The 16,068-nt window shown below is 71.9% G+C and carries 18 protein-coding genes and 1 riboswitch; of the genes, 11 read left to right on the forward strand and 7 right to left on the reverse strand.

All coding sequences use genetic code 11. The annotated features are described in order from the left end of the window. Positions 1-278 precede the first annotated feature (278 nt). A complete protein-coding gene (locus SLV14N_RS35595) occupies positions 279-1,079 on the reverse strand; it encodes a TetR/AcrR family transcriptional regulator (RefSeq protein WP_263272579.1) in 801 nt (266 codons plus the stop codon). Between the two features lie 81 nt (positions 1,080-1,160). Between SLV14N_RS35595 and SLV14N_RS35600 the strand changes: the two genes are divergently transcribed. Together SLV14N_RS35600 and SLV14N_RS35605 are read left to right on the forward strand one after the other, a co-directional pair. After that, the gene (locus SLV14N_RS35600; RefSeq protein WP_263273390.1) at positions 1,161-3,470 is read left to right on the forward strand and encodes an excinuclease ABC subunit UvrA; all 2,310 of its coding nucleotides are present in this window, start codon (positions 1,161-1,163) and stop codon (positions 3,468-3,470) included. 111 nt (positions 3,471-3,581) lie between these two features. Continuing rightward, positions 3,582-4,445, forward strand: a complete 864-nt coding sequence (locus tag SLV14N_RS35605) for a siderophore-interacting protein (RefSeq protein WP_208686748.1) — start codon at positions 3,582-3,584, stop codon at positions 4,443-4,445. A 7-nt stretch (positions 4,446-4,452) separates the two neighbouring features. Here the strand turns inward: SLV14N_RS35605 and SLV14N_RS35610 are convergent, their stop codons facing one another. Continuing rightward, complete coding sequence (locus SLV14N_RS35610) at positions 4,453-4,827, reverse strand: VOC family protein (protein WP_263272580.1); 375 nt, start codon at positions 4,825-4,827, stop codon at positions 4,453-4,455. A gap of 435 nt (positions 4,828-5,262) precedes the next feature. Between SLV14N_RS35610 and SLV14N_RS35615 the strand changes: the two genes are divergently transcribed. Continuing rightward, on the forward strand, positions 5,263-5,661 hold the full coding sequence (locus SLV14N_RS35615; protein WP_263272581.1) for a metalloregulator ArsR/SmtB family transcription factor: 399 nt from the start codon (positions 5,263-5,265) through the stop codon (positions 5,659-5,661). Between the two features lie 77 nt (positions 5,662-5,738). Further along, positions 5,739-6,134 (forward strand): DUF6126 family protein, encoded by a 396-nt coding sequence (locus SLV14N_RS35620; protein WP_208686753.1) that lies wholly within the window; start codon positions 5,739-5,741, stop codon positions 6,132-6,134. Here the strand turns inward: SLV14N_RS35620 and SLV14N_RS35625 are convergent. Continuing rightward, positions 6,103-6,846 carry a CDP-alcohol phosphatidyltransferase family protein gene (locus SLV14N_RS35625; RefSeq protein WP_208686755.1) on the reverse strand — a complete coding sequence of 248 codons (744 nt, stop codon included), beginning with the start codon at positions 6,844-6,846 and terminating at the stop codon, positions 6,103-6,105. The two genes, SLV14N_RS35620 and SLV14N_RS35625, sit on opposite strands and share 32 nt — an antisense overlap. Positions 6,847-7,012: 166 nt before the next feature. Here SLV14N_RS35625 and SLV14N_RS35630 point away from each other — a divergent pair, with 166 nt between their 5' ends. The 5 genes from SLV14N_RS35630 to SLV14N_RS35650 all read left to right on the forward strand — a co-directional run bounded on the left by SLV14N_RS35630 (position 7,013) and on the right by SLV14N_RS35650 (position 11,621). Next, positions 7,013-7,999, forward strand: coding sequence for a zinc-binding alcohol dehydrogenase (locus tag SLV14N_RS35630; protein ID WP_263272582.1), 987 nt, complete (start codon positions 7,013-7,015; stop codon positions 7,997-7,999). Positions 8,000-8,096: 97 nt separating this feature from the next. Further along, positions 8,097-8,495 carry a 6-carboxytetrahydropterin synthase gene (locus SLV14N_RS35635; protein ID WP_018091685.1) on the forward strand — a complete coding sequence of 133 codons (399 nt, stop codon included), beginning with the start codon at positions 8,097-8,099 and terminating at the stop codon, positions 8,493-8,495. Next, on the forward strand, positions 8,492-9,610 hold the full coding sequence (locus tag SLV14N_RS35640; RefSeq protein WP_263272583.1) for a glycosyltransferase family 4 protein: 1,119 nt from the start codon (positions 8,492-8,494) through the stop codon (positions 9,608-9,610). Before SLV14N_RS35635 ends, SLV14N_RS35640 begins: the two co-directional genes overlap by 4 nt. Then, positions 9,607-10,482, forward strand: coding sequence for a class I SAM-dependent methyltransferase (locus tag SLV14N_RS35645; protein ID WP_263272584.1), 876 nt, complete (start codon positions 9,607-9,609; stop codon positions 10,480-10,482). Before SLV14N_RS35640 ends, SLV14N_RS35645 begins: the two co-directional genes overlap by 4 nt. After that, on the forward strand, positions 10,482-11,621 hold the full coding sequence (locus tag SLV14N_RS35650; RefSeq protein WP_263272585.1) for a lysylphosphatidylglycerol synthase transmembrane domain-containing protein: 1,140 nt from the start codon (positions 10,482-10,484) through the stop codon (positions 11,619-11,621). Before SLV14N_RS35645 ends, SLV14N_RS35650 begins: the two co-directional genes overlap by 1 nt. 17 nt (positions 11,622-11,638) lie before the next feature. On the opposite strand, the gene SLV14N_RS35655 is transcribed toward SLV14N_RS35650, so the two are convergent. Beyond that, positions 11,639-12,523 (reverse strand): RibD family protein, encoded by an 885-nt coding sequence (locus SLV14N_RS35655; RefSeq protein WP_263272586.1) that lies wholly within the window; start codon positions 12,521-12,523, stop codon positions 11,639-11,641. Beyond that, the gene (locus tag SLV14N_RS35660; RefSeq protein WP_263272587.1) at positions 12,516-13,271 is read right to left on the reverse strand and encodes a creatininase family protein; all 756 of its coding nucleotides are present in this window, start codon (positions 13,269-13,271) and stop codon (positions 12,516-12,518) included. The genes SLV14N_RS35655 and SLV14N_RS35660 overlap by 8 nt, the downstream gene beginning before the upstream one ends. A gap of 123 nt (positions 13,272-13,394) precedes the next feature. Here SLV14N_RS35660 and ribA point away from each other — a divergent pair, with 123 nt between their 5' ends. After that, positions 13,395-14,075, forward strand: a complete 681-nt coding sequence (gene ribA, locus SLV14N_RS35665; RefSeq protein WP_208688264.1) for a GTP cyclohydrolase II — start codon at positions 13,395-13,397, stop codon at positions 14,073-14,075. Positions 14,076-14,185: 110 nt separating this feature from the next. On the opposite strand, the gene SLV14N_RS35670 is transcribed toward ribA, so the two are convergent. Both SLV14N_RS35670 and SLV14N_RS35675 read right to left on the reverse strand, forming a co-directional pair. Beyond that, entirely contained in the window at positions 14,186-14,935 is a 750-nt protein-coding gene (locus SLV14N_RS35670; protein ID WP_208686768.1) for a CbtA family protein, read from the reverse strand. A gap of 15 nt (positions 14,936-14,950) precedes the next feature. Next, positions 14,951-15,169, reverse strand: a complete 219-nt coding sequence (locus SLV14N_RS35675) for a CbtB-domain containing protein (RefSeq protein WP_127149507.1) — start codon at positions 15,167-15,169, stop codon at positions 14,951-14,953. 64 nt (positions 15,170-15,233) lie between these two features. Then, positions 15,234-15,319: riboswitch (cobalamin riboswitch) on the reverse strand. A 157-nt stretch (positions 15,320-15,476) separates the two neighbouring features. Here SLV14N_RS35675 and SLV14N_RS35680 point away from each other — a divergent pair. After that, on the forward strand, positions 15,477-16,049 hold the full coding sequence (locus tag SLV14N_RS35680; RefSeq protein ID WP_263272588.1) for a histidine phosphatase family protein: 573 nt from the start codon (positions 15,477-15,479) through the stop codon (positions 16,047-16,049). Positions 16,050-16,068: the final 19 nt, after the last annotated feature.

The following is a 16,068-nucleotide window of genomic DNA, read 5'->3' on the forward strand; positions in this document are numbered from 1 at the left end:
TGACCGGGTATCGGGCGGGGTGTCGGACGGAGTACCCGACGATGCGTCGGGTCCGGCGTCGGGCCGGGTACCCGACGGGTCGTCAGCCGGCCCGTCCGGCCACACCTCGGTCAGGAAGGCCGCGAGGCTGGTCGGCAGAAACCACGGTCGGGCGCGGAAAACGGTCACGGAAGACCAACGCGCCAAGCCCGGCCGACGACACCGGCCCGGGGGCAGTGAGCCCGCTTGATCACCCCAACGGCCGCGGGGAAGGCGGACCACCGCCCGCGGGGGAGCGGTCAGCGGCCCTGACGGATCGCCGTCTCGATGCCGTCCAGGAGGACGCTCAGCCCGATGTCGAAGGTGCTCCTCGCCTCGCGTTCCATATAGGGGACCGAGTCGCCCGGGTCCGGAGCGGCGCCCTCGGTCTCCAGCCGGACCAGGAGCGGAAAGCGCTCCGCGAAGTCGGGGACCATCTCGGTCAGCATGCCGGAACGGGCCTGCCACCACTCCTCGTCGGAGACCCCCGTCGAGGCCGCGGCCAGCCGTGATTCCGCCACGGTCTGCGCGGCGCCGCGGATGAAGTGGAACAGCGCCCCGACGACCCGCCGCAGCACCGCGGAGCTCAGCTCCGTCGCGTACAGCAGGCGGAGCAGTGTCTCCAGTGCGCGGTACTCATGGGGGCCGAGCACCGGACGCGCCTGGGAGACCTGGAGCACCCAGGGGTGGCGGAGGTAGAACTCCCAGGTGTCCTCGGCCCAGGAGGTCACCGCGGCGCGCCAGCCCGGCGTCAGGTCGTAGTCGGTGGGCAGCTCGGCCAGCACCTGGTCGTACATCAGGTCCACCAGCTCGCTCTTGCCGGGGACGTAGGTGTAGAGCGCCATCGCGGTACGCCCCAGGCGCTCGCCGACCGCGCGCATGGACAGCGCCGCCATGCCGTCCGCGTCGGCGACCGCCACCCCGGCATCGACGATCGCTGCCACGCTCAGTGCCGGTTTGGGTCCCGGCCACCGTCGCGTCCGCGTGCCGGCGGCACCTTCCGCACGCCACAACAGCGCCATCGAACGACGGGCGTCGCCCTGGCCCGCGAAAACCACCACTTGCGACTCCTTACGCCATAAAGTAACGTCCCCGAGCGAACTCTTTACGGTGTAAAGATATCAGGAGGGGTGGCAGCACACATGGGGGACCAGCAGACCGGCCGGCGGCCGGGCAACGGCGAAACATCCGCCGCGGACAGTCACGACATGATCCAGGTCCGCGGCGCCAGGGAGAACAATCTCGCCGATATCTCGCTCGACATACCCAAACGCCGTCTCACGGTCTTCACCGGTGTCTCCGGCTCGGGGAAGTCCTCCCTGGTCTTCGGCACCATCGCCGCCGAGTCGCAGCGGCTCATCAACGAGACCTATACGGCCTTCATCCAGTCCTTCATGCCGAGCCAGGGGCGTCCCGATGTCGACGCGTTGCGCAATCTGAGCGCGGCGATCGTCGTGGACCAGGAACGGATGGGCGCCAACTCCCGCTCCACGGTCGGCACCGCGACCGATGCCCACACCATGCTGCGGATCATCTTCAGCCGCCTCGGCGCCCCGCACGCCGGTACCTCCACCGCCTTCAGCTTCAACAGCGCCGAGGGCATGTGCCAGGAATGCGAGGGTCTCGGCCGGGTCTCGGCGATCGACACCGACGAGCTGCTGGACACCGAACTCTCCCTCAACGAGGGCGCGATCACCGCTCCCGGCTTCACCGTCGGCTCGTGGTACTGGCAGACCCTCGCCCACTCCGGATTCTTCGACCCGGACGTCAAGCTCAAGGACTACACCCCCGCCCAGTGGGACGACTTCCTGCACAAGCCCGCCACCAAGATCAAGGTGGGCACCTCCCACATCAACTACGAAGGCCTGCTGGTACGGGTGCAGCGCACCTATCTCGCCAAGGACCGCGCCGCCATGCAGCCGCACATCCGGGCCTTCGTCGACCGGGCGGTGACCTTCACCGCCTGCGGTGCCTGCGGCGGTGCCCGCCTCAATCCGGCCGCGCTCGGCTCCCGGATCGCCGGCCGCAATATCGCCGAGTGCTCGGCCCTGCAGATCAGTGACCTGGTCACCTTCGTCCGGGGCATCGACGACCCCGCCGTGGCCCCGCTGGTCGCCACCCTCTGCCACACCCTCGACTCGCTCGTCGAGATCGGCCTGGGCTATCTGAGCCTGGACCGGGAGTCCGCCACGCTGTCCGGTGGTGAGGCCCAGCGGGTGAAGATGGTCCGTCACCTCGGCTCCAGCCTGACCGATGTCACCTATGTCTTCGACGAGCCGACCACCGGACTGCACCCGCATGACATCCAGCGGATGAACGACCTGCTGCGGCGGCTGCGCGACAAGGGCAACACCGTCCTGGTCGTCGAGCACAAGCCCGAGACGATCGAGATCGCCGACCATGTGGTCGATCTCGGCCCGGGAGCCGGATCCGCCGGGGGAGAGGTCTGCTTCACCGGCGATGTCGCCGCGCTCCGCGCCTCCGGCACCCTGACCGGGCGTCATCTCGACCACCGCGCCACGCTGCGCGAGCAGGTACGGCGCCCCGTGGGAGAGATATCGATCAGCGGCGCGAACGCCCACAACCTCAAGGACGTCAGCGTCGGCATCCCGCTCGGGGTGCTCACCGTCGTCACCGGTGTCGCGGGGTCGGGCAAGAGCTCCCTGATCCATGGGTCACTGCCCGGCAGGGACGGCGTGATCATCGCCGACCAGTCCCCGATCCGGGGTTCCCGGCGGTCCAACCCGGCCACCTACACGGGGCTGCTCGGGCCGGTCCGTACGGCGTTCGCCAAGGCCAACGGCGTCAAGGCCGCCCTGTTCAGCGCCAACTCCGAAGGGGCCTGTCCCACCTGCAAGGGCATCGGCCTGGTCTACACCGACCTCGCGATGATGGCGGGGGTGGCCTCGGTCTGCGAAGAGTGCGAGGGCAAGCGGTTCACCCCCAAGGTCCTCACCTACACCCTGCGCGGCAAGAACATCAGTGAGGTCCTCGCCATGTCGGTGGCCGAGGCCCGGGAGTTCTTCCCCACCGGGCAGGCCCGCACCGTCCTCGACCGGCTCGCGGAGGTGGGCCTGGGCTATATCGGTCTGGGCCAGCCGCTCACCACCCTCTCCGGCGGCGAACGGCAGCGGCTCAAACTCGCCCTTCACATGGCGGAGCGGGGCGCCGTCTACGTCCTCGACGAGCCGACCACCGGACTGCATCTCGCCGATGTGGACCAGCTGCTGGGCCTGCTCGACCGGCTGGTCGACGACGGCAACACCGTCATCGTCATCGAGCACCACCAAGCCGTGATGGCCCACGCCGACTGGATCGTCGACCTCGGCCCCGGCGCCGGCCAGGACGGCGGCCGGGTGGTCTTCACCGGCACCCCCGCCGATCTCGTCGCCACCGGCGATTCGCTGACGGCACGCCATCTGCGGAGCTACCTCAAGACACCCACCGCGTAAGTCCCCGTCCTTGGGCCTGGCCGGCGGGTGGGCGTGGATCAGCCCACGCCGGCCGCCGGACGGGCTCCAGGGGGAGACACCCCCTGGCCCTGCTCTCCCATGGAGGACCCGATGACGGCCGTGCCCGTCGCGCTCATCCAGGTCACCGACGTCCGGCGGATCACCCCGCACATGGTCCGTATCACCTTCGCCGGTGACGGCCTCGACGACTTCCCGACCTGGCCCGACCAGCAGCTCAAGCTGCTCTTCCCCAGGCCGGGCCACCGCGCGCCCCGGCTGCCCGACACCACCGCCGACGGCGACGCGATGCGCTGGTACCAGGCGTTCCTCGCCCTCCCCGAGGACGAACGGCCGTGGATGCGCAGCTATACGGTGCGCTCCTACGACCCCGTCCGGCACCGGATCACCATCGACTTCGTGCTGCACGGCACGACGGCGACGGCCGGCCCGGCGACCCGGTGGGCGGCCACAGCCGCCGTGGGCGACCTCCTCGCCCGGTACGGACCGGCGGCCCAGTACGCCAAGCCGCTCCCGCTCGACCGGGCCGACTGGCTGCTGCTGGCCGGCGACGCGACCGCACTACCGGCTATCGGCTCCCTCGTCGAGGCACTGCCGGCCGGCACCCGCGCGCTGGCCTGCATCGCGGTGGCCGGCGCGGCCGAGGAGCAGCTCTTCACGACCCGGGCGGACCTCACCGTGCGATGGGTGCACGCGGACGGGCGCCATGACGCCTTGCCGGCGGCCGTGCGCGCCCTCACCTTCCCGCCGGGACCGGTCTTCGCCTGGCTGGCCGGTGAGGCGGGCGCGGTCCGTGCGCTCCGGCGGCATCTGGTCGAGGAGCGCGGTATCGGCAAACGGCAGATCGACTTCAGCGGGTACTGGCGCCGCACGCTCAGTCAGGACGACGCCCCGACCGAGGAGGACCTCGCCGAGGCACAGGAGCGCCTCGCGGCCGCCCGGTCCCCGCAGGACTGAGGCAGGCTCAGCCCGCCCGCTCCGCCGCGCTGCGCTCCACACAGAACTCATTGCCCTCGATATCGGCCAGCGTCACCCACCCGGTCCCGTCCGCCCGCCGATGGTCGGCCACCAGGGTCGCGCCGAGCGCCAGCAGCCGTTCGACCTCGTCGTCCCGGTCCCGGTCCTGCGGCTGCAGATCCAGGTGCACCCGGTTCTTGCCGGCCTTGGCCTCGGGCACCGTGACGAACAGCAGCGCACCGCCCGCCGCCGTGACCGTGGCCTCCGGATCGCCCGGCAGATCGTCCTCGGCCAGTGAGCCGTCCAGCACCTCCGCCCAGAAGCCCGCCAGGCGATAGGCGTCGGTGCAGTCGATCGTGAGGTGACGTACCAGTGAAGTCATGGGCGTCACTATGTGGTTGGGGGGTGGGGCTGTCCACCGGAATTCCGAGGCACGGGGCACGGGGCGTCGGGGGCTGTGGCACCCGTGGCCGCTGTGGGCCTGGTCCCGATGCCCGTCCTGGACGGTCTCACCCGGCCCGTGCGACAACTGCGCGCGGAGGCCACAGAGTTCGTCGGGCGAGGTCCGGGTGGTGAGCGGGCGGACGAGGGCGCGCCGGGCCGTGTCCCGTACCGCGCCCGCACCGGTTTGTCCGCCACACCCATTCAAGTCGCCCGCCCCTGTCGTCTACAGTTGCAGAATTCCGCAATTCAACAGATGACGCGATGGCCGTGCGGCCTGAACGCGGAGGACATGCGTGGGCGGTTTCGCCGAATCGGCAGGGGAACGGGTGTGTGCGGTGTGGGCCGCGGCCGGTCCCGGGAGCGGGGCGCGGACATGAACGGTGCGTGGTTCCCGGTCTGTCAGGCCAAGGCCGATTTCTTCCGGATGCTGGGCCATCCGGTCCGTATCCGGGTGCTGGAACTGCTCCAGAGCGGACCGATGCCGGTGAGCGGTCTGCTCTCCGCGATCGGGGTGGAGCCGTCCGCGCTCTCCCAGCAGCTGGCGGTCCTGCGCCGCTCGGGCCTGGTGACGGCCACCCGCAGCGGTTCCACCGTCGTCTACGAGCTGGCCGGCGGCGAGGTCACGGAGCTGCTGCGGGCCGCCCGCCGGGCCCTGACCGAGGTGCTCACCGGGCAGCATGCCCTCCTCGCCGAACTCCGACAGGCCGACGCCCGCGGACGACCGACGGCCGGTGGCGTGCCGGCGACCGGCGGTGTGGGGGCGGTCTCGTGAACCGCTCGCTCCGCTGCACGAATACCGGCCGGACGGGAACGGTCCGTATGTGCCCCACCGGAACAGGGTGATCGCGGATGTCCGGCGCACCCCGGCGTAAGGGGCCGCCGCCCTGGCGGGCGGTCCGCTCCCGCACCTGCATACCCAAGTCCTCCGGTCCGGGCGCCGTACGCCCCTGCCGGGGGCGCCCGCCTGGCCGCGGGACGATCCGTACGGCACGCGGACACGGCCGTGCCTGCCCGGAGAGCACCGTCCGCCCGCACCCCTCGGCGCGCTGCGGTGTCCGGCGGCCCCGGGCGACCGCGGTCCGTCCCGGGACCCAGCTGGCGCGGCTGCCCGGCGCGGTACTGCTCACCCACCGGGTCCCCCGGCGCAGCCTGTGGCGACGGGTGTTCCTCTACTTCGTCGTCAGCCATCTGCTGCTGGTCTTCCTCGCGCTCGTCATCTATCTGGGCCGGCACGCCGGGACATAGCGCGCGGGCCGGCCCCGGCCCGGTCCGGGCCACTCACCACAGCCGGGCCGCCCGTGAGCCCCCTGACCCGCCACAGCCAGGCGACATCACGGCCGAAGGACCACACGAGCAGCGCCAGCGCACCGCTCACCGCGGTGGCCGCCGAGGCCATCGGCAGCACTCCGGCACCGGCCACGACCAGCACGACCCCTTGCAGCGCGGCCACGGTCTTCCGGGCCATGCTGTGCGGCAGCGCGCCACGCAGCCACGGCCACAGCCAGGACGCCGCGACGAAGACGTACCGCATGAGGCCGATGGCCAGCACCCAGGCACCCAGAGGCATCGCGAGATAAACACAGAGCACCAGGATCAGGAAGGCGTCGACCTCCATGTCGAAGCGCGCCCCCAGTGGTGTCACCGTGCCGGTGCGCCGGGCCACCTGACCGTCCACCGCGTCCAGGACCAGTGCCACGGCGGCGAGCGTGACCAGCACCACGACCGGGGCCCGCCGCTCGAAGGAGTCCGCGACCAGCGCCGTCACCCCGCCGACGAGGATCGTGCGGGCCAGGGTGACGCGGTTGGCGATGCCGAACGACGGGGTCCACGACCGGCGCAGCGCGAGGGTGAGCACGACCCAGGTGGCCACGGCGAACGCGCAGCCCGTCAGCCACCCCGTGGTGCCCAGACCGGCCACCCGGCGGAGCGCTTCCAGTACGAGCAGCTGCACCCCCATGCCCGCCGTAATGTCCGGTCCGAACGGCCTTGTGTCGTAACGCTCTTGTACGGCCACCATGCCTCCCGGGATGTGTGGCGGAGTCGAGAGGCGCCGCGTATGGTGACGGCGTTCTCATGATCCCCAGCATCGACGAATCATCGCCAGAGCGTCCAGGAGGATTCCGATGCCGCGCGTCGCTTGTGCGTTTTGGCTAAACACTCCAGGTCAGGGTGAAATCCGGACGGTACCGCTGCCGGAACCCCGTGCCGATGAGGTTCTGGTGCGCACACTCTGGTCCGGAGTCAGCCGCGGAACGGAGACCCTCGTCTTCCGTGGCGGCGTCCCCGAAAGCCAGCATTCCGTGATGCGGGCGCCCTTCCAGGAAGGCGACTTTCCCGCACCCCTCAAATACGGCTACCTCAATGTCGGTTTCGTCGAGGAAGGGCCGTCCGCGCTGGTGGGCCGCACGGTCTTCTGCCTCTATCCGCACCAGACGCACTATGTCGTCCCGGCGAGCGCCGTCACTTTGGTACCCGACTCCGTCCCCGCCCCGCGTGCCGTACTGGCGGGCACGGTGGAGACCGCGGTGAACGCGCTGTGGGACGCCGCGCCGCTGGTCGGCGACCGGATCGCGGTGATCGGCGCGGGCATGGTGGGCTGCAGTGTCGCCGCGGTCCTCGCCCGCTACCCCGCGGTCCGGGTGCAGCTGGTGGACGCCGACCCCGCGCGGGAGGCGACCGCCAAGGCACTGGGCGTGGACTTCGCGCTGCCGCAGCACGCCCTGGGCGACTGCGATCTCGTCGTCCACGCCAGCGCCACCGAGGAAGGGCTGGCGCGCTCGCTCGAACTGCTCGCCCCGGAAGGCACCGTCATCGAGCTGAGCTGGTACGGAGACCGGCAGGTCAGCCTGCCGTTGGGGGAGGCCTTCCACTCCCGCCGGCTGGTCGTCCGCAGCAGTCAGGTGGGCGCGGTCTCCCCGGCCCGTCGCGCCCGCCGTACCTTCGCCGACCGGCTCGCCGTCGCCCTGGACCTCCTCGCCGACCCCGCCTTCGACGCACTGATCACCGGCGAGTCGGCCTTCGAGGAGCTGCCGGGGGTGCTGCCCCGGCTCGCCTCCGGCGACCTCCCGGCGCTGTGCCACCGCATCCGGTACGCACCGGCGGACGGCTGAACCCCCTCGAAGCCCCCTCGATGCCCTCTCGAAACCGCCCTGAATTCCGCCCCGGCGACACCGCCACTGAGACCGACATCACACCGGAGGAACGGCCTTGTTCAGCATCACCGTCCGCGATCACCTGATGGTCGCCCACAGCTTCCGTGGCGCGGTCTTCGGCCCCGCGCAGCGTCTGCACGGCGCGACCTTCATCGTGGACGCGACCTTCCGCCGTGCGGAGCTCGACGCCGACAACATCGTTGTCGACATCGGCCTGGCCACCCAGGAACTCGGCGGCGTGGTCGGGGAGCTGAACTACCGCAATCTCGACGACGAGCCCGCCTTCGCCGGTATCAACACCTCGACGGAGGCCCTGGCCAAGGTCATCGCCGACCGGCTCGCCGACCGTATCGAGGCGGGCAACCTCGGCGAGGGCGCCCGCGAGCTGGCCGGGATATCGGTCACCCTGCATGAGTCACACATCGCCTGGGCGACGTACGAGCGCACTCTGTGACCCGTACCGGCGCCACCGCCGCGGAGCGGGTGGTGCACTTCGTCCTTCCCGGTGACGTCGACGATCCGGCGGCACCCAGCGGTGGCAACACCTACGACCGCCGGGTGTGCCGCGACCTCCCGGCCGCGGGCTGGCAGGTCCGCCCGTACGCACTGCCCGGCAGCTGGCCGCGGCCGGACGCCACGGCCTGCGCGGCGCTGGCGCAGCGGCTGGCGGCGTTGCCGGACGGCGCCGTGGTCCTCCTCGACGGCCTGGTCGCCTGCGGCGTCCCCGAGATCCTCGCCCCCGAGGCGGCACGGCTGCGGCTCGCTGTCCTGGTGCACCTCCCGCTGGGTGACGAGACCGGACTCGACCCCGCCCTGGCCGCGGAGCTGGACGCCCGCGAACACCGCACGCTGCACGCCGTGGAGGCCGTCGTGGCCACCAGCGAATGGGCCGCCCGCCGGCTCGTCACGCACCACGGACTGGCGGCCGCGCGCGTCCACGCCGTCCTTCCCGGCGCCGACCCGGCGCCCCTCGCGCCCGGCACCGACGGCGCCACCGGACTGCTGTGCGTCGCCGCGGTCACCCCGCGCAAGGGACAGCACCGGCTGATCGACGCGCTGGCGACCGTCACCGAGCTGCCGTGGAGCTGCGCATGTGTCGGCGCGCTCGATCGCGACCCCGGATACGTCGACCGACTCCGCGGCGCGGTGGACACGTTCGGCCTCGGCGACCGGATCACCTTCACCGGGCCACGGGCGGGCGCGGACCTGGAGGCGAGCTATGCCGCCGCCGACCTGCTGGTGCTCACCTCGTACGCCGAGACCTACGGCATGGTCGTCACCGAGGCGCTGGCGCGCGGGATTCCCGTGCTGGCGACGTCGGTGGACGGCGTACCGGAAGCGGTCGGGCAGGCCCCCGACGGGAGTGTGCCCGGTCTGCTCGTACCGCCCGGCCGGCCCGCGGCGCTCACCGATGCGCTGCGCGGCTGGCTCGGCGATCCACAACTGCGTGACCGGGTCAGGAGTTCGGCGCGCGGACGGCGTGCCATGCTGGAGGGGTGGGAGATGACGTCGCACAGTCTGGCCGGAGTGCTGGAACAGCTTCGGCACAAGCTCCGGAGCACGCGATGAGCGCGCCCGACCGGCCCCGATTCGCCCCGCGGTGGCTGGATTTGCGGGAGCGTGCCGACGCCGCGGCCCGGGCACCCGAGCTGCTGCGCCCGCTGCGGGCGTGGCTGGCGGCGCGGACCGCCCCGGCGGGCCCGCCCGGCAGCCCCCACGGTCTGGTGATCCGCGATCTCGGCTGTGGCATCGGCTCGATGGGGCGCTGGCTCGCCGTCCGGCTGCCCGGCCCGCAGCAGTGGATCCTGCACGACCTGGATCCCGCGCTGCTCGATCTCGCCGGTGCGCGGATGCCGGTAACGGCCGCCGACGGCACGCCCGTTGCCGCCACCACCGCGCGCGGCGATCTGGCCGCGCTCACCGCCGACGACTTCGCCGGCACCTCACTGGTCACCGCCTCCGCGCTGCTGGATCTGCTCACCCGCGACGAGGTGGAAGACCTCGCCGAGGCCTGTGTGGGCGCGGGCACCCCGGCGCTGCTGGCCCTCTCCGTCGCAGGGCGGGTCGAGCTGAGCCCGTCCGACCCGTTCGACGCCGAGATCACCGATGCCTTCAACGACCATCAGCGCCGCACGGACCAGGGCCGGGCACTGCTCGGTCCGGACGCGGTCGCGGCGGCGGTGGCGGCGTTCGAACGGCGCGGTGCGAGGGTGCTGGTGCAGTCCAGCCCGTGGCGGCTCGGCTGTGCCGAATCCGCGCTGACCGCCGAATGGCTGCGCGGCTGGGTCGGTGCCGCGCACGCCCAGCGGCCGGAGCTGGCACCCGAGGCCGTCGCGTATCTGCGCCGGCGGCTGGAGGAGTGCGCGGCGGGGGAGCTGACCGTCGCGGTGCACCACACCGATCTGCTGGCGCTGCCCCCGCACCCGTCCGGGAGCGAGTGATGAAGCGGTCCGGCTGGGTGGCATGGCTCAGGCTGCTCGCGGGACTGGGCATCCTGGTGGCGCTGGTGTGGCATCTGGGATCGCAGGCCTTCCTGGCCGGACTGCGCCGGATCGACGCGGCCACCCTGCTGGCCGCGCTCGGCATCGGCGTGCTGACCACGGTGTGCAGTGCCTGGCGCTGGTGCCTGGTCGCCCGCGGCGTCGGTCTGCGGCTGCCCCTCGGCCGGGCCGTCGCCGACTACTACCGGGCGCTGTTCCTCAACGCGGCGCTGCCCGGTGGCGTCCTGGGCGATGTGCACCGCGCCGTCCATCACGGCCGCAGCTCCGGCGACCTGGGCCGGGGAGTCCGCGCGGTGGCCCTGGAACGGACCGCCGGCCAGGTCGTGCTGCTCGTCACCGGGGCGGTCGTACTGCTCGTCCGGCCGTCGCCGGTCCTGGCACCGGTCGCCCGCTTCCTCGCCTCGCCCGTCGTGGCCCTGTCCGTGGCAGCGGCGGGTCTGCTGGTTCTGGCGGTCGCCGTGCGGCTGCGCCGGCGCCGGGGCGCCTCCCGCGGCGAACGCGCCCTGCGCACCGTAGTGGCCGAGGCACGCCAGGGCCTGCTGGCCCGCGGTGTCTGGCCCGGTGTGGCGCTCTCGTCCGCGGCGGTCCTGGCGGGCTACCTCGGGATGTTCGTGCTGGCCGCCCGGGTCGCGGGGGCCACCGCACCGACCGCCGAACTGGTGCCGCTGGCGGTGCTGGCGCTGCTCGCGATGGCGCTGCCGTTGAACGTGGGCGGCTGGGGCCCCCGGGAAGGCGTCGCCGCCTGGGCCTTCGGCGCCGCCGGACTGGGCGCGGCACAGGGACTCACCACCGCCGTGATCTACGGCGTACTCGCCTTCGTCGCCAGCCTCCCGGGCGCCGTGGTGCTGCTGGCACGGGTCTCCCCGCTCTCCGCGGCCCGGCCCGCGGCGTCCGGTGCCGTGCCGCTCGGCATCCGGATTCCCTCCAAAGAGCCGAGGCGGAGCGGAGCGGAGGGGCCTCCCCTCGCTGCGGCTACCGGGATGATCCGGCAACGTGCCGTGGAGGTCCCGTCTGCGGTGGCCGGGGGAGCGCGACCCCAGGCGTCACAGGCCACCCCGGCCCGGGGAGACACGTCCTAGTTGTGCTGTTCGGCGGGTCAGGGCCGGGGCCTCTCCGGCCCTGACCCGCCGGAGAGGCCCTCCTGGTCCGCCGTTCCGCCGAACGGCCCACCGTCCGGCCGCAGTTCGAGCTCGAACAGCGTGTCCTCGCCGAGCAGGGTGCGCCGCAGCGGCGGGCGCAGCGCCTCCCGCATGACGGATGTTCCGGGAAACCGCAGGCCGGGGATGCCGTCGCCGAGCAGGACCGGTGCGACGGTGACATACAGCCGGTGCAGCGCCCGCTCCTGCAGAAACCGCGACACGGTGACCCCGCCTCCCTCGATCAGCACCCGGCCCAGCCCGCGCCGCGCGAGCGTCGCCAGCAGACGCTCCGGGGCGAACGCGGCCGCGTCCGGCAGCACCAGAACCTCGGTCCCGGTGCCCGGGGCGGTGGGGGTGACCTCCGGTCCCACCACCCACAGCGTCGGTGCGGCGCCGTCCGTGAACACCCCGCTGCCCCGCGGCACCCGGCCCCGCGGATCGAGCACCACCCGCACCGGGTTGTCGCCCGCACAGGCGCGGACGGTCAGCCGCGGATCGTCCGCCACGGCGGTGCCGGCCCCGACGACCACCGCATCGGACAGGGCGCGCAGCCGGTGCAGATGGCAGCGGTCCTCCTCACCGGTGACATAGTCGGCATCGCCGGTACGGGTCGCGATGAAGCCGTCCAGGCTCTGCCCGAGCTGCGCGATCGCGACCCGTGGGCCGGCCAGGCAGAGCGGCAGATAGCGTCCGGCGAGCTCCAACGCCTCAGCGGTGGCGGGCTGTTGCCAGCGCAGTCCGCCGTTCCCGTCCGCCACCATCCCGGCGGCGAGGGCCTCGTCCGTCGTACGGATGCGCCGCAGCCGGTCCCAGGCGGCTGCCGCGTCGAGCAGCTCAGTCATCGGCTTCCGCCCGGTCACCGAACAGCGCGGCATATTCGCCGAATGCCTCGGCCAGCCCGGCCAGCAATTCCTGCCCCTTCCGGGCGGACGCCAGTGACGGCCGCCCGATGACACCGGATTCGGTATAGGCCGACATGCCGAGCGTCAACAGCTGCTTCCGGTCATCGGCGACGCAATCCGCCGATTCATAGCCTTCCTTGACCAATTCGGGATGGGCATACAGCAGAATGGACGTCTCGACCTCTCCCGCATGCATATCGGTGTGGGACAGTGTCGCCACCCCGGCCCGGGTGCGCGCCGCGTCCCAGTCGGCCGATCCGGGGAACAGTGCCATGCGCACACCGCGCCCGGCGGATTCCTGAACCACATTGCGCAGGACGTAATTTCCGCCATGTCCGTTGATGAGAATCAGGGTGTCGATACCGGACCGGCGGAGCGAATCGGCGATGTCCGTGACGACCGCATACAGGGTGTGTGCCGAAATGCTGACGGTTCCCGGCCAGGCGGCGTGCTCATGCGAACAGGACACCGTCAGCGGCGGCAGCACCTGGACGGGACGGCCGGCGGCCACCTCGCGGGCGATGGTGCACGCGATGACGGTGTCGGTGGTCAACGGCAGGAAGGCGCCGTGCTGTTCGAAGCTGCCGATGGGCAGTACGGCCATCGTCGGCCGCCGTGCCCGTATCTCCTCCGTGGTGTCGGCCGGCAGCGGGCCGGGGGCCGAAGTCGGGTGTCCCGAAGCGGTCATGGATGCTGCGGCCTTTCGTCGCCGACTCGCGGAGTCGTGGTTGTCACGGCGTCGCAGCATACTTGTTGTCATTATGAGTGAGTTCTGCCGATCATTTACCCGCGCGGGTACGATCGCGCCATGATGGACCCCGACGCCTCTGCCGGCCCTGACCTCCGTGTCGCAATCGATGACGCCCTCGGCCAAAAACCGGGCGTGGAACGGGTGGTGACGGCCAGGCTGCCCACGACCTATGGTGAATTTCTCGCCGTCGGCTATCTGGACCTCCGTAGCGGGATCGAGCAAGTGGCCCTGGTCCACGGCGATGTCGTGGGGGAGCAGGTGCTGACCCGGGTGCATTCGGAATGCCTGACCGGTGATGCCTTCGCCTCCACCCACTGTGAATGCGGCGACCAATTGTCCGCGGCGCTGCGCGCGATCGTGGCGGCCGGGCGCGGCATTCTCGTCTATCTCCAGGGCCATGAGGGCCGCGGTATCGGATTGCTGGCCAAGCTCCGCGCGATGAAGCTGCAGGAGGGCGGGCTGGACACGGTCGAGGCGAATATCGCGCTCGGGCTGCCGGTCGACGCCCGTGACTACGGCGTCGCGGCGGAGATGCTGCAGGATCTCGGCGTCCGGTCCGTGCGGCTGCTGTCCAACAACCCGCGCAAGCGCGAGGCCCTGCTGCGGCACGGTATCGCCGTCGCCGAACAGGTCCCGCTGCTGATGCCGCCCGGTGTGGAGAACATCCGCTACCTCCGCGCCAAACGGGAGCGCCTGGACCACGATCTGCCGCATCTGGACGGCATACCCGGGCTGTCCTGACGTCCGCACGCGGCCGGACGGGGCACCCGCACGGCACCCCATGCCACGAGGGAGGGCTCGCGACACGGAGTCGCGAGCACCTCCCTCGTGGGGTTCGGCCGGTCGGCGGGTCAGGAGACGGCGGGTGCCGCCTCGGCCGCGGTGGCCTCCTGCCGCGCCGGTACGACGCGCTCCGCGAGGTGACCGAAGATCAGCCCGAAGGCGGACCACAGCACCAGTTGGATGGCGAGCGCCGACAGCCGGAACTGCCAGAGCAGTGTGCCGGGGAAGCCCTCGGGCACGTTGTCGTAGGCCGGCAGGAACGCATAGGCGAGGCCGATGGCGACCACGAACGCGGCGCCGGCCGCGACCGTGGCGTTCCAGTTGCCCAGCTTCGGAGCCAGCCGCCGGCCGAACATCGTGGCGGCGACGGCCAGCAGGATGCCGAGCAGCATCATCAGGAAGAACAGAGCGGTGCGGGTGCCGATCGTGTCGGGGTCACCCACGGCAGGGGGATTGGCCGGGTACTTGAGGAACGGTACGAGGTAGACGGCCACCAGCGCAGCGCCGGAGAGCAGCGCTGCCGTGGTGCGGGCGCCGAACCGGCCGATCCGCCCCAGGGCGAAGCAGAAGACCAGTGCGGCGATCCCGCCGAGTGCCACGCCGTAGACCAGTACGCCGGTCGCCAGCCCCGCCGTGGACTGCACACCGCGGCTGACGACCTCCATCCCGTGTTCGTGGCTGTGTGCGTCCTCGAACGCGATGGCGGCGTCCACCTGCGGTTCGCCCAGCAGATAGGCGACGACGAGGGCCAGGAGACCGGCGGCCAGACCGGCGAGCATCCCGCGCACCAAGAGGTTTCTGACGGTGACGGAGTTCATGGGTGCGGGGTCCGATCAGTGGCAGGGGAAGCCGAGCAGGTGGCGCCCGTCGTGGACCCACTCGTGGACGTCCGTACCGGAGAGCAGCGAGGTGGCACCCTGCTCCGCGCCGATGAAGTACAGCAGGACCAGCATCAGGACGCCGGTGAACAGCGCCCACGGAGCGATTGCCTTGAGGGGGATCGGAGCCGGGGTGACGGCGCCGGCGGCCGGGGGTGCGATGGTCTGGGCCATGGCAGGACCTCCTGTGCGGGGGAACTCGCGTCCCTGTTCGTTGGAGTGCGTAACGACATGCCGGGTCTGGCTCGCCCGGCCCCGGCCCTGAGGGGCTGGTAAAAACCGGACATACAGTGGCGCGACCGCGCCGGGATCCCACCGGCTTCCGTCATGTCGTCGTCAATATCATCGGGAAGGTACCGCGAACCGACCCCCCGGCCAAGGCCACGGTGGGGGCGGAGAGGCGCAGGACAGGGCGCGCCGTCCGGACAACTCCCTTGTGCGGGCAAGGGGTTGCCGTCCCCGTGAAGCGAGAGAAGAGGACATGACAACTCGGGTGATGTTGGTCTCACCGGCCGCGGGCGAGGCCCAGCGGGAGGTGCGCTTCGATGACGACGGCCCCCTGAGCGAGGCCGGGCTGCGCCGTGTCCGAGCCGTTGCCGGAGAGCTGCCGGCCGCCGACCGGACCTTTGCCTCGCCCTCCGTCCGGTGCCGCCGCACGGCCGAGGAACTCGGGCTGTCGGTGCTGCCCGCGGGGGAGCTGGCGGGCTGTGCGATGGGCGGCTGGCGCGGGCGGACCCTTACCGAAGTCGCGGACGCCGAGCCTGACGCGGTGGCCGCCTGGCTCGCGGACCCTGATTTCACCGGGCACGACGGGGAGTCGCTGCGGCAGTTGTGCGACCGGGTCGCGGGCTGGCTGGCGGGGGTGGCCCTGGAAGCGGGCCGGGTGCTGGCCGTCGTCGAACCGGATGTCGTGCGCGCCGCGGCGGTGTGCGCCCTGCAGGTTCCCCCGGATGCGTTCTGGCGGCTGGATGTGCCGCCGCTGACCGTGACCGAGCTGAGCGGTCGGGGCGGGCGCTGGAATCTGGGGCTGGGGCGGGAACTGGGCCGCAGGTGACAGCCCCGCGACGGCAAAG

The sequence above is a fragment of the Streptomyces sp. Je 1-4 4N24 genome (genome assembly GCF_026239515.1).
GTDB lineage: Bacteria > Actinomycetota > Actinomycetes > Streptomycetales > Streptomycetaceae > Streptomyces > Streptomyces nigrescens.

Bases quoted from the DNA above. Each gene is read 5' to 3' on its own strand.
- SLV14N_RS35670 (WP_208686768.1), bottom strand. From the start codon at position 14,935: ATGAACTCCGTCACCGTCAGAAACCTCTTGGTGCGCGGGATGCTCGCC.
- SLV14N_RS35620 (WP_208686753.1), top strand. From the start codon at position 5,739: ATGTCCGGCGCACCCCGGCGTAAGGGGCCGCCGCCCTGGCGGGCGGTC.
- ribA (WP_208688264.1), top strand. From the start codon at position 13,395: ATGGACCCCGACGCCTCTGCCGGCCCTGACCTCCGTGTCGCAATCGAT.
- SLV14N_RS35625 (WP_208686755.1), bottom strand. From the start codon at position 6,846: ATGGGGGTGCAGCTGCTCGTACTGGAAGCGCTCCGCCGGGTGGCCGGT.
- SLV14N_RS35660 (WP_263272587.1), bottom strand. From the start codon at position 13,271: ATGACCGCTTCGGGACACCCGACTTCGGCCCCCGGCCCGCTGCCGGCC.
- SLV14N_RS35605 (WP_208686748.1), top strand. From the start codon at position 3,582: ATGACGGCCGTGCCCGTCGCGCTCATCCAGGTCACCGACGTCCGGCGG.
- SLV14N_RS35600 (WP_263273390.1), top strand. From the start codon at position 1,161: ATGGGGGACCAGCAGACCGGCCGGCGGCCGGGCAACGGCGAAACATCC.
- SLV14N_RS35675 (WP_127149507.1), bottom strand. From the start codon at position 15,169: ATGGCCCAGACCATCGCACCCCCGGCCGCCGGCGCCGTCACCCCGGCT.
- SLV14N_RS35655 (WP_263272586.1), bottom strand. From the start codon at position 12,523: ATGACTGAGCTGCTCGACGCGGCAGCCGCCTGGGACCGGCTGCGGCGC.
- SLV14N_RS35615 (WP_263272581.1), top strand. From the start codon at position 5,263: ATGAACGGTGCGTGGTTCCCGGTCTGTCAGGCCAAGGCCGATTTCTTC.
- SLV14N_RS35680 (WP_263272588.1), top strand. From the start codon at position 15,477: ATGACAACTCGGGTGATGTTGGTCTCACCGGCCGCGGGCGAGGCCCAG.
- SLV14N_RS35645 (WP_263272584.1), top strand. From the start codon at position 9,607: ATGAGCGCGCCCGACCGGCCCCGATTCGCCCCGCGGTGGCTGGATTTG.
- SLV14N_RS35630 (WP_263272582.1), top strand. From the start codon at position 7,013: ATGCCGCGCGTCGCTTGTGCGTTTTGGCTAAACACTCCAGGTCAGGGT.
- SLV14N_RS35610 (WP_263272580.1), bottom strand. From the start codon at position 4,827: ATGACTTCACTGGTACGTCACCTCACGATCGACTGCACCGACGCCTAT.
- SLV14N_RS35650 (WP_263272585.1), top strand. From the start codon at position 10,482: ATGAAGCGGTCCGGCTGGGTGGCATGGCTCAGGCTGCTCGCGGGACTG.